General features: G+C 64.3%; 9 protein-coding genes. 4 read left to right on the top strand and 5 right to left on the bottom strand.

The features are described 5' to 3' along the window. Window positions 1-39: 39 nt before the first annotated feature. The 3 genes from ACRECS_RS00630 to ACRECS_RS00620 all read left to right on the top strand — a co-directional run bounded on the left by ACRECS_RS00630 (window position 40) and on the right by ACRECS_RS00620 (window position 2,736). Window positions 40-684 carry a TetR/AcrR family transcriptional regulator gene (locus ACRECS_RS00630; protein WP_431581016.1) on the top strand — a complete coding sequence of 215 codons (645 nt, stop codon included), beginning with the start codon at window positions 40-42 and terminating at the stop codon, window positions 682-684. 504 nt (window positions 685-1,188) lie between these two features. Next, window positions 1,189-1,773: a nitroreductase family protein gene (locus ACRECS_RS00625; RefSeq protein ID WP_431581015.1), complete on the top strand. Its 585-nt coding sequence runs from the start codon at window positions 1,189-1,191 to the stop codon at window positions 1,771-1,773. 423 nt (window positions 1,774-2,196) lie between these two features. After that, window positions 2,197-2,736 carry a hemerythrin domain-containing protein gene (locus ACRECS_RS00620; RefSeq protein ID WP_431581014.1) on the top strand — a complete coding sequence of 180 codons (540 nt, stop codon included), beginning with the start codon at window positions 2,197-2,199 and terminating at the stop codon, window positions 2,734-2,736. A gap of 382 nt (window positions 2,737-3,118) precedes the next feature. Here the strand turns inward: ACRECS_RS00620 and ACRECS_RS00615 are convergent, their stop codons facing one another. From ACRECS_RS00615 to ACRECS_RS00595, 5 genes are all read right to left on the bottom strand, one after another. After that, complete coding sequence (locus tag ACRECS_RS00615; RefSeq protein ID WP_431581013.1) at window positions 3,119-4,582, bottom strand: MFS transporter; 1,464 nt, start codon at window positions 4,580-4,582, stop codon at window positions 3,119-3,121. A 14-nt stretch (window positions 4,583-4,596) separates the two neighbouring features. Next, on the bottom strand, window positions 4,597-7,122 hold the full coding sequence (locus tag ACRECS_RS00610; RefSeq protein WP_431581012.1) for a hypothetical protein: 2,526 nt from the start codon (window positions 7,120-7,122) through the stop codon (window positions 4,597-4,599). A gap of 14 nt (window positions 7,123-7,136) precedes the next feature. Then, window positions 7,137-9,437 (bottom strand): TonB-dependent receptor, encoded by a 2,301-nt coding sequence (locus ACRECS_RS00605; RefSeq protein WP_431581011.1) that lies wholly within the window; start codon window positions 9,435-9,437, stop codon window positions 7,137-7,139. Between the two features lie 113 nt (window positions 9,438-9,550). Then, window positions 9,551-9,985 carry a hypothetical protein gene (locus tag ACRECS_RS00600; RefSeq protein WP_431581010.1) on the bottom strand — a complete coding sequence of 145 codons (435 nt, stop codon included), beginning with the start codon at window positions 9,983-9,985 and terminating at the stop codon, window positions 9,551-9,553. Window positions 9,986-10,099: 114 nt separating this feature from the next. Continuing rightward, on the bottom strand, window positions 10,100-11,107 hold the full coding sequence (locus ACRECS_RS00595) for a DUF3089 domain-containing protein (protein WP_431581009.1): 1,008 nt from the start codon (window positions 11,105-11,107) through the stop codon (window positions 10,100-10,102). A gap of 513 nt (window positions 11,108-11,620) precedes the next feature. Between ACRECS_RS00595 and ACRECS_RS00590 the strand changes: the two genes are divergently transcribed. After that, window positions 11,621-12,310: a helix-turn-helix domain-containing protein gene (locus ACRECS_RS00590; protein ID WP_431581008.1), complete on the top strand. Its 690-nt coding sequence runs from the start codon at window positions 11,621-11,623 to the stop codon at window positions 12,308-12,310. Window positions 12,311-12,313: the final 3 nt, after the last annotated feature.

Genomic DNA, 12,313 nt, shown 5'->3' with positions numbered 1-12,313 from the left:
TTGATCGGCCCTCTCATCATCAGGCTCCAAGCGAAACGCATGCCCTCCTCGTCCTCTGCCGCTCCCAAGCCCGTCCGCCGCAAGCAGGAGGACCGAACTGCCGATACGCGGCGGCGCATTCTCGACGCGACGATCAGCTGCCTGTACCGCATGGGCTATAGCGCGGTGACCATCGCCGTGGTGGCGAAGGAGGCCGGGGTCAGCCGCGGTATCATTTCATATCATTTCGCCAGCAAGACCGACCTGATGGTGGCGGTGCGCGATGCGGTCCATCTCGAGGAACGGCGGCTGATCGAGGAGACGCGCCAGCGGATCGGGACCGAGGCCTATCTGAAGGAACTGCCGCGCCATGTCCTGTCGGGCATGTTGCGGGAGCCGGGCATCGCCGTCGACGAGATTCTGCTGGCGGCACGCGCCGATCCCGATCTCAGCACGAAGCTGCGCACCGCCGAAAGCAATATCGAGCACCGCGTGCTGAGCGGGCTCAGGGGCTATTATGCCGAACTGGGCATTGAGCCCCCGGCCAATCTCGCCGTGGCCATGCGCGTGTTCGTCGCGGCGTTTCGCGGGCTCGCCATCACGCAGCTGGTGCAGGGCGAGGATGCCGAGACCGAGGCGAGCGTGGCGTATCTGATGGAGTTGTTCGGGCATGTGAATGCCGAGCGGGAGCGTGTGGGTGGGTAGGGCTTGAGTTCACAGAGCGACGCTTCGGCTGGGCATCCGGGAGTGGTAGAAAGGCCGTTCCGTGCGCATTTTTGGAATGCCTGTTTGTGGGCAGGCGGCTTTCAGCGGAACCATGGCGAAAGCAGACATTCGAACCGTAGCACTTCTCGGTGTAAACGAGATGCTCTGTGGATGACGGGAATTGGGCCGATTACGGAACTTCAGCTTTTGGCACGAAAACCGCAGAAGCGGACGTTTCGCGGGACCACGCGCTATGGCTACTCACGACCAATATAAGGCGTTAAGATCTTCGTGCTGGAATATCAGACCGGACACCGAAGCGTGTAACGTTACGCGAACCGCCGCCTCAGGTGCTCGGCTAAAATGGCGAACTGGATAGAGCGGAACCGCGGGGGCGCCCTTGGCGCGAAGCTGAAGTTTCCTGAAGATCGGTCGAGGGTGAGTGCCATGGCGAAATGACCCCGTCAGGCTCTCCGAACCCACCAACGGCGCGAAGGAAATATTATGGAAGCCATCGAGGCTATTCGGACGCGCCGCTCGGTGCGCGACTATCTGTCCCGCCCCGTCGATCGGGCGCTGATCGCCGAAATCGTTTGCGATGCGGCCCATGCCCCATGGACGCCGATGAGCCGCCCCGAACCTTGGGTGTTCAATGTGATCGAAGGTCGTGAGCGGGTCGCGGGCTATGGTGAGCGCGCGCTGCGCTTTGCGCGCGACAACCGCGCCGATCGCGACGGCTATCGCTGGGCCGACGATCCCGCTTTCTCAGTCTTTTATAATGCACCGACGGTAATCCTGATTACGGGCCGGATCGGCAATCCGCTGGCGCTCGAGGAATGCACCCGCGCTGGCCAGTTGCTCACGGTCGCGGCCCATGCCCGCGGCCTCGGCACCTGCTGGGTCGGCTCGCCGAACCTGTGGCTCGCCGACAAAGGGGTGCAGGCCGAGCTCGGTATAGCGGACGGCTTCGAACCGCTGGCCGCGTTCACCATCGGCTATCCGGCGCAAACCTCCCAGCGCCCGATCGATTTCGAACCGCGCATCATTTGGAGTAAGGACGGCGCGGCGCCCGCCCTCAAATCGGGGTGAGCATCCCGCGTTCAAGACGATAGCCGTCGGGGCGGCCCGAAACCTGCCCAAAAGTCGCGACGACCAAGTTCATCGACGAGCGAGCCAAGCGCCCATTGTCGCAAAATGGCCGACAGCGGATCGGCGGCTTCAGTCTCAGGGCCGGGAAAGCTGACATCTTAACCCTGACTTTTCGGCATAGAGCTGCATTGCCTTCAGGCTGCACTCTCGTCGCCGGTTGTCGAATAAGGTCTGGGGCCGCGCTCTCGTGCATTGCCAGAGCGTCACGACTCCGTTCGACCTCTGATCGTGCCTGAGGGGTGCGATCTTGCCGTATGTTAGCGAAATATACCTGTCACAGCGTCTGGAGCGAGGAACATTACCTGCAGAGCGATGGTTCTACTATTTGAAAAACAAATCTTTTTTCGCCAATAGGAGAATCCCATGTCTGTGCTCGACCAAGTGATCGCCGCCGTCACGCCCCCGGAAAGCGACGAGGCGCGGCTGGAAGCGCGCACCAACGCGCAGGCCGTTGCGGTGCCGGGCGGATGGTTCTCCATGATCCTTGATCACCATGTGCTGCTCGAGGATGCGTTCGCCGCGACCAAGGCGGCGAGTGACGCAGCTTCGCGCACCGCAGCGCTTAAGCATCTTGGCGTGATCCTGACGGGCCATGCGATCGCCGAGGAAGCTGTGATCTATCCCGGCCTCGGCGAGGGGGGCGAGAAAGGCCATGCCACGATGGGCTATAACGAGCAGGTGATGGTGAAGATGCAGATGGCCATGCTCGAGAAGCTCGATCCGATGAGCCAGGATTTCGACGACAAGCTCGAACACATCCGCGGCGCGGTCGCGCACCACATGTACGAGGAAGAGGGGACGTGGTTCATCGAGCTGTCGGAAAAGGCGCCGGCGGCAGATCAGGCAATGATCACGCAGCGATATCAGGAGGAATGGTCGCGCTATGTCGGCGCGGACGCCTGATATAGGGCGATAAGGTTTCGTACCGCTGATGCATGGGCCGTCCCGCAAGGGGCGGCCTTTTCGTTCGGGTGGCCGATTGAACCTGCTCCGATGACCGCGATGGCCTGGGGATGCGTTTCTCCCATAAGTTCGGCGCTGAACGCATGATCGATGGTATTGACGGCCTTCCACCCAATTGCAGACGATCAATCATTGCTGGGTGAACGGCAGCTTTCGGCGGAAATTCGCGCTCCAAATCCAACATAACAGGGGTGGCTTTTTTTATTTGCCAGGAACAGCGGAAAAACAGCGATTCAGGGATGCGCGACTCGCATCGTTCCCGCCCGGCCGACCATCGATCGGGCCCGGACCCACACCGGAAACCGTCATCGGTCTGTGACGATCAAGCCGCCGCGTCCAGGGCCCGTCGCCGGTCGTTCAGCACGGCGATGTTGCGGGCATGGGCCGCGCGGTCGATGCGGTATTGCAGGATCGTGATCACCGCCAGCAGCGAAAACAACGCGGCGCCGGGACCATAGACCAGGCCGAGCAGGTGCAGGCTGCGCTCCGGCACATCGCCCGCACTCAAATGACTGCCCTTCGGCAAGGCGATGAAACCGAGCAGCAGGCCGGCGACCAGCGTCCCGCCGGCCGATGCGGCCTTGTTGGCAAAGGCATTGCCCGCCGCGAACAGGCCTTCGCGCCGGGTGCCGAACAATACGTCGTGCTGGTCGGCGACGTCCGGTCCCATCGCGTTCATCGCGATCCCGGCCGCGCCCATGAACATGCCCATCATCAGCGCGAACAGCGTCAGGGCGGTCGCGAGCGTGCCGCCCTCGAACGGGAGCAGCCCGGCTAGCCGCAGCAGCACCGGGGCGGACTGGCATGCCAGCAGCACCGAAATACCCAGCGCCAGCACCGTGCGCTTCTCCAGCCGCGCGAGCAGCACACCGCCAAGCGGGGCTCCGAGGAACAGGCCGAAGAACAATGCCATGGTGACGGCCTGGGTCTGCCCGCCGGTCAGTCTCCAGAACAGGGTATTGGCGTGAATCCCGAGCACACTGTTGACCCCGAAACCGACGAAGAAGAGGATGTTGGTCGCCAGCACGATGCGGAACGACGGGTTACGCAGGCACTCGGCGAGTTCCCGGAAAAAAGCCGCGATGGAATGCGCCTCGGCGGTGGGCGGATGTTCCCGGCCGCGCGTCGCCAGCGCCGTGCGGCACGCCACCAGCCCGCCGCCGATGATGATCAGCGACAGCGTGATCGCGAAGGGCGTGTACTGCCCGCGCGCCATCAGCCCGTCGGGTCCGGCGAAGAACAGGCCAAAGCCGAGCAGCAGCCCGGCCATGCCGCCCGACATGAAGAAGAACCAGCGCAGCGTCATCAATGTGGAACGCTCGCGATAATCGTCGGTGAGCTCGGCGCCGAGCGCGGTCACGGGCAACAGGAACAGCGACACGGAGACGCGCAGCGCCACCGAGAGGAGCGCGACCCAGGCGAACAGGGCGATGCCGCCGAGCGAGGCGGGCAGCGAGAAGAGCAGGATCAGGCTCAGCGCGATCGGCAGCAGCGACCCGAGCATGAACGGCAACCGGCGGCCGAGCCGCGACCGGCAATGATCGGAGATCGATCCGATCAGCGGGTCGGCGACCGCGTCCACCACCAGGCCCGCCGCGATTGCCGCACCGGCCAGGCCGGGGGCCATCCCGGCAACGCTGGTCAGATAGAAGAGCAGGAAGATGTTGAGCGGGTGCAGGGCGGTGCCGTCGACCAGCCCGCCGACGGCAAAGCCGAGCCTGTGCCTGAGCGGCAGCCGGTGCGCGCGTGCCGCTGCTGCGTCGGTCTGGCTGGCCATACTGCCCATCGCGTGTCTCCGCATCATTTGTTCAGCCTGGCGAACAGCGCATGGGTAGCGCCGTCACGATCGTTGAGCGACTGCAGCCTGAACCCACGCGGCGGCGTCACGTCGAAGGGAATGGAGCCCGCCCGGATCACGGCGCTGAAGCCGTCCGGCTCGCGGCGCAACTCGACCGCAATCCCCGCCGCACCGGCCGGTACCACGCCCTCGGCGCTCTCGAGATCGAACAGATTGGGCGTCACGCGGGCGCGGGCAAAGCCGGGCTCAGCCGGGGCGACGCCGAGCACATGACGGGACAGAAAATGCGTCGGCGAGGCGGAAAAGCCGTGGCACAGGCTCGCCCAGGGCGTGATCGCCTCCCATAAGGTGGAGGAACCGGCCTCGATCATCGGCCCAAATCGCCGCCGGATATTGTCGAGCGCGGTGCCGCCGCGGCCATGCCGGGCCAGCGCTTCATTGACGAAATGGCTGTAGAAGGTGTTGGCCACCACCACCCCATGTTCCTCGTCGAGCGGGGTGCCATGGGGGACGACCGGCGGTGCCGGCGTCACGGTTTCGCGGTTCGGGTCGGTCGCCCAATCGAGCGCGCGCGCGATCCGCTCGGGCACGGCATCGCCCCATAAGGCAAGCGCGGCGATGCCATGCTGCGAGGTTCGCTTGATCTGCGCGCCGCTCCGCGGATCGACCATATCGACCCAGGTGCCGCGCCGCTGGTCCCAATGCCCGGCATCGAGCCTGGTCGCGATGGTGCGCGCCCGGCAGAGATAGAGGCGGGCGACGCGCTGATCCTCCAGCGCAGCACTGATCGTCGCGGCGGCACGATAGGCGCCGGCCAGCTGCGCGTTGAGCGCCAGCGCCTGATGCTCGCGGCCAAGCCCGGCCCAGTCCATGAAATGCCAATAGGGCATGTCGACCACCAGTCCGTGCGATCCGGCGACCCGCTCGAACCAGCCAAGCGCCTTGCGGATCGACGGCCAGATCTGCTCGATCGTCGCCAGGTCACCGGTGAGTTGCCAATAATCGGCGGCGCAGAGAATCCATTGCAGCGTCCAATCCGGGATCAGCCGCGCATTATGGCCATGGTCACCGGGTGCGAACATCTGGGTCAGGCCGTCGGGCCGCTGGCTCTCCGCTGCCTGGATCAGATATTTGGCGGTCAGTGCGGATGCCGAACTGCCAAATGCGGCATGTGCCGCGAGGTTCTCGACCGTCACATCGCCGAGCCATTGGCGCTGCTCGCGGCTCGGGCAATCCTCCCAGGCGTCGTGCATGCATTGCTTGAGCGTATAGGCGCCGGCGGCCCAGAGCCGGGTCAGCACCGGGTCGGAGCAGGAGAAGCGGCCCTGCTCCTCGACCGGGTAATGCGTCTCGATCGCGCCCAGCCGGCGGATGGCAAGGCCGGCGGGCGCGTTGCGCACCACGACATGCATATAGCGGACGGCGCACCATTCGAAGCGCTGGAAGCGTTGCCGCCCGGGGCGGGCAGTGTAGCTGCACAGATGGGCGTCGGTGCCGATATAGGGCCGGGGCTCGATCCGCGCGTCCTCGACAACATCGCCGAACCATTCGCCCGGCAGCCGTTCGGCACAGGCGATCTCGATCACTTCCCCGCCCTGCGCCTCGATCTCGAAAAAGGGATGGCCCGAGAAGATCCGGCCGAAATCGAGCGTGAAGGTGGTGTCGATGCTGTCGGTGGTGCGGATCATGGTCGATGCCTCGCCATCGCCCAGCAGATCCTCGACCCGGTGCGCGGCGTCGCGCGGCGCGGGCACAAGCGTTTCCTCATAGAGCCGCTTGTGCAGCGGCAGATCGGGCCGGGGGCGCTGGCCCCTGATCCAGCGGATGCGCTGCGCATGGGTCGGGAATTCGCGCAGCTTGGGGATCCCGCGCGGCAACAGGATGGGAAAGGGTCGGATGGTCATGCCCTGGTACAGCGACTCCGGGCCGCCGCCGCCGGCAATCAGCGGGCGGGCAAGGTCCCAGCCCGTATCGTCAAAACCCAATGCCGCCCAATCGGCCGGCAGTTCATTGGCATCGAGCGCCTCGATGAAGCCCAGGCTGTGATTGGCCTGCGCCACATCCTGGACCCAGGCGATCGACTGGATGCAGCGCCAGGGCTGGCTGGTGTCGATGACCGGTCCTTCGACCCATAGCCCGCCGTCGCCGAACACTGGCTGCCACAGCCCGCGCACCCCTTCGTAAAAAGCGGTGTCGACGCCATAGGTATGGACCAGCACCGCCACGACATTGCGCCCCGGGCGGAGCGCGGGCGCGATGTCGTGAGTATCGTAACGCTGCGCGAGCGGGCTGCACCGCACCGGGCCTCGTCCTTGCTCTTCGCCGTTGACGTAGAGGATATAGCGTCCGTCGACCGTGATATGGGTCGGGGCCGTGGCCGGTGGTGCGTCGAGCTCGACTTCGGCGCGGAACAGGAACCAGCGGTTCTTGCCGTCATCCCGTGCCGGCAGGTCCCGCGTGGCAAGCAACCAATTCTCGGCGATCGGCTGCTGCGGTGTCCAGATGAACGGTGCGCGGAACAAGGTCATGCCGCGATCGCCGATCAATGCCGGAACCGCAATGTCAGGCCGTAAGTCCGCGGTTCATTGACGAACACCGCCAGGCTCCCACTGCCGAGCGGCGTGCCGATGCCGCTGAGATAGCTGTTCTGCCTGGTCAGGTTGCGCCCCCAGAATTGGATGCCGAAGCCGTTGCGCAGCGCGAGTTCGACACTGGCGCTGAGAAAGTCGGTATTGCCGTTGCGGAAGGCCTCGGTCAGCGGCAAGTCAGTGTAATAGCTGGTCGCGTGGCGCAGATTGACGTTGCCGAGCAGGCGGACCTTGTCGCTCAGCGGCTGATCGAGGCTGACGCCGCCGACCAGGGTCCAGCGTGGCGCATTGGGCGGCGTCCGGCCGGTCAGGTCCTGGCTCGGGACAGTCCCACCGGCCGGTGGCGGCGCGCCGGGGAAGCTGAGATATTTCGCATCGAGATAGCTCAGGCTGGCATTGAAGGTCAGCGGCTTGACCGGCCGGTAGAGCAATTCCGCCTCGACGCCGCGCGCGCGGACCTTGGCGGCATTCAGCGTGACGAACGACGAGGTCTGGCTGTTGAACGCCTGTACCTGCTGGTCGTTCACCGTCTGGGTATAGACCGCGATATTGGTGCTGAGCCGATCGCCGAACAGCCGGAACTTCGCCCCCGCTTCGAACGCGTCGGTCGTCTCGGGATCGACCGACGGGTCGGCGCTGTTGGTCGGCGAGGTCAGCAGCAGGTTGATCGCGCCGGACTTGTAGCCGCGGGCATAGCGCAGATAGAGATTGGCCTCCGGCACCGGCTGGAAGGCAATCGTCGCGGATCCCATCAGCGCATCGTCGTTCCGCTCGGCGGTGCCGGGGAATGAGAAGGAGCCGGGTGCGACGGTGACCACGCCGGTCTTCTTTTCCTTGAGGTAGCGCAGGCCGCCAGTGACGCGCAGCGAGCTGGTCACATTATAGGTCGCCTGGCCAAACACCGCGCCGCTCTCCGCCGTGCCGGTGCCGGTCGAATTATAGAAGGTGACGGTGGTGGCGGCCGGCTTGACTCGGATCTGCAGCAGGTTGCGATCGATGATCTTCTGATTGAAATAATAGCCGCCGACCACGAACTCCACCGGGCTGCCCGCCGCATTCTGCAGCCGCACCTCGGCCGAAGTCTCGCGAATATTGGTCGACGGACTGGACCGGACATTGGCGACCGCGGAATCGACCCCGTCAATGTCGAGGCTGACATTCGACTGGAAGCGGCGATGTGCGCCGATCGCGGTCAAAGTGAGGTTGCCGAAATCCTGGTCGACCTGCAGCGACACGCCCTTGTCTGTTGTCTTCTCGCCTGAGGGAGAGTCCTGCGTCGTCCGGCGATCGAACGGGCGATAGAAGGTCCCCGGGCTCGCCGGGTTGCTCGGCGACACGCCGCGGGTGCCCGGTGTCGGTGCGGTATAGCCGATGAACCCGCCGCGCACGTTGAACACGAAGGGCGCGTTCGCCGCGGCATCGGAAACGAACAGCGGCAGATAGGAGCAGCAACTGTCGTCGAGCTGCGAATAGTCTCCGATCAGCCGCACGCGGGTCTGGTCGGTCGGGGTCCAGTAGAGCTGCGCGCGGATGCTCTGCCGGTCGCGGCCATTGGTCCGGCCCTGCGGCAGGTTCGGCGCCTCGACAAAACCCTTGTTATAATTCTCGGCCATGGCGATGCTCAGCGCGAGCTTGTCAGTGACCAGCGGCAGATTGACTGACAGCCGCGCCTGGATCGTGTCGTAATTGCCGTATGTGCCCTCGGCATACACGCCGAACGCATTCGCATTGGGCAGCGCAGTCGAGATATTGATCGCACCGGCCGAATTGTTGCGCCCGAACAAGGTGCTCTGCGGCCCGCGCAGCACCTCGACGCGCTCGATATTCAACAGATCCTGCAGCGCGGTACCGGGTCGGCCGCGAAACACGCCGTCGATATAGACGCCGACCGATTGTTCGAACCCGCGATCGGTAACCGCCGTGCCGATCCCGCGCACGGTGAAGACGCCGGTGCTCGGGCTTGAGGACTGAGTGACGATCAGGCTCGGCGACACTTCCTGGATGTTGGCGAGATTGTTGATGTGCGCCGCCTGCAGCCGATCGCCGCTGAGCACCTCGACCGATGCCGGGACCTTCAACAGGGTTTCGGTTCGACGCTGCGCGGTGACCACGATGTCGCCCAGGCCAGTATCCTCCGCCTGTTCGGACGCGGGCTGATCGCCCTCGGCCGGGCTGACGGTCTGCGCGAGGGCCGGCGCCGCCAGCAGCGCCACGCTGATGGCATAGGTCGAGCTCATGATCGAAAATTTCAGCATCGGAAAAACGCCTCTCCCTCCATGTCGGCGCTCCACAAGGCGCCTGGACGACCGCTTTTCGCGGATCATGCGGGGCCTCTATCACATATTTACTGGTCGTCCAGCCAGTTTCTTTAACTTGAGGCAGATGGCGGCGGGGTGCAGACATGAACCAGGATGGCGAAATCCTGGCCGCCATCGTCCGTCACGACCTGATGCACCTGGCTCAGCCACACGAAGCGGCGCTGGGCTGCGGAGCCCCGGATGGTGCGTTCCCCGCAGGCGATCTGCCGTTCCTGGTCGACGATGCGCAGGTCGCTGAGGCTCGTTCCCGGTTCATTGATCGCCTCCAGGATCTGCTGCTCGACCAGGGCGAGTGCTGCACTGTCGGTCCCGGCCGGCGTTCGCGGGCTGACGGGCAATGCCGCCGGGCTGGCGGTAGCTTGCACCACGACGATGTCATCCTGGGAGGGTTGCGCCGTGCGACCACCCCACCAGTACAGCGCGAACACCACTGGTGCGGCGAAGGTGGCGAGTGCGACGCGCGGCAATGCGCTTCCGATCTGCATGCGATGTCCTGCCTCTGATAAAGTACTGGCCCGGTGCTTCGGGCGGCGTTCAAAAACGGGCCTGATCTGCCGCTGAAAACATGCCGCCCGAAGAGTTGTGGCGCAGGGAGAGCGCTAAGGGCGCCGCGCCGCGACCAGGGAGACCATGTCCTGCATCGGAAACTGCATATCGAGGATGTGCAGCCCGACATCGCCGATCAGCAATTGCCCGACCTGGTCCAGCAAATTGGGCGTCAGCTTGACGATGCCGTGCCGCGGATCGCTGGCCGTCATTTCCTCCCGGATCGAGAAGAAACGCATGCGCGGATCAGTTGCAGTGACGCACGCACCGCTGAATGCGCCGCTCAGGCGGGTGAAGGACACGGTCTGCGCGTCGCTGCGCACAAAGCCCGATGAGTTCGCCGCCGGCATCAGGAGTGTCCCTTGCAGCAACGCACGTCCGTTCCGGCGCGCATCAGCAGAGAGCGTCGGATCGTCGAGCGTGGCGGGATTGACGCACACGCGCTCCTGGCCTGCGGGCGTCGGGATGCGCGTATCCGTGCCGGGGTTGGCTCCTTCGGCATAGCTGCCAAAGGCGATGAAACAGCCAGTTTCCCCGGGCAGGGTGCACACCGGAACCGCACTGAACGTCCCGCCCACCTTCTGGCCGGTCGGCACATTGACCGGAATGCCGGCGAGGATACCGAGAAGGAGTTTGCCGCGCAGTTCGGGCGAGGTATCGAACCGGCTCTGCAGGAGCTTGATCAGCGTCTCGCTGCCCTGCGAATGGCCGATCAGGACGATCTTGCGGCCCTGATTATAGTTGGCCAGATAATAATCGAAGGCGGCGAGGACGTCGGATGCCGCGACCTGGATATACATCTGCCGGACGAACTCGGGCAGGATATAGGCGGCGATCGTCGCCTGCCGATATTGCGGTGCGAAGACGCGGCACTGGCTGCCGAACGACGCGGCCTGAGCGGCGGCGGCCGCCTCGATGGCACTTGTGTCCGTATGATAGGGATCTGGGTTGCCTGGAATGAGGCTCAGACTGACCGACGGATAAACATAGAAACAGTCGACCGAGCTTGAGGTGGCCGGCGTCTGAGGTGGAACCGGCGCCGACGACCCGTTCGCGAACAACTCGACAGCATTCAAATCCCGTGAGCAAGCGTCGAGCTGTCCGGGCAGGCATACCCATCGCTCGGTATCGGCATATTTGGCGACATTGTCTGGGCTGGACTGGGGTAGCGTCTGAGCACTAGCCGAGCCGAGTCCAGTGGCGGCGGCCAGAAAAACAACGGCCCCGGCAATGTGCCGAGCCCAGGAGGGGGCCTTGGTTAGCCTCAACATAAAACATCCTTTCCCGCTCTGTACCGATCGGCCTCGAGGTCCGATTTCTTGTCCGGCGAGGTTCCGCCGGTGGCTTATGAGCGCCGGGATAATGCATTATCTCAAGTACAATTCAATTACTAACTGATCGGCCAGCAAGTTGCATTTTTCGGGTTGATAGAAGGGGCTCCCTGGCGCTTCCAATGGAAGGAGCGATGAGGGGCGTTTGAATATATTCAATTCCAATTCAGGCGCATGATGTAGGGGCGGAAATATCCCTCCTGCAGGGAGGAGGCGATGATGGGCCGCGAAGGATGTGCTGTGATGAAGGATGACGTTTCCGTGCTGGGCGACTGCCTGATGCGGCTGCGCAAGCGCCGCGGCTGGTCGATTGCCGAGACGGCACGGCGCGGAGGATTGTCGACCTCAATGCTGTGGAAGGTGGAGAATGGCCAGACCACGCTGACGCATGGCAAGCTGGCCCAACTCGCCAAAGGGCTTGAGGTGCCGATCGGTGATCTTTTCGCACCGCCGGAACCGGCTCTGCGCAAGGGCGGCCGGCGTGTCGTCAATCGTGCCGGCACCGCGCCGACCATCGACTGTGGCGGCAATCTCCACCATTTCCTGGCGACCGAAATCGCGAGCAAACATTATTTCCCATGTCTGATCGAGGTCAATGCCGGGGGCGATGGATCGGATGCGGAGCCGCATGGTGGCGAGGAATTCGCCTATGTGATGAGCGGTCGGGTCAAGCTCCATTGCGAAGGCTATTCGCCCGTCATCATGGAGGCCGGGGACAGCGTCTATTTCGATGCCTCGCTCGAACACCGCTATGTCAGCGTCGACGGGCCGGCGCGCATGTTGTGCGTCTATTCGCATCCCGAACACGCCCGGCAGGATGAGGTATCGGATCACGAGATGCATTCACGCGCGATGAAGCTGCTGCATGGCAGCCCCGATCCGGCACGCCCGGAAGAAGCCGAGATGATGCCGGCCACACCAAGCGCGGCATAGGAG

It is taken from the genome of Sphingomonas sp. (assembly GCF_050725575.1).
GTDB lineage: Bacteria > Pseudomonadota > Alphaproteobacteria > Sphingomonadales > Sphingomonadaceae > Sphingomonas.
This window is presented reverse-complemented; position numbering and strand designations above follow the sequence as displayed.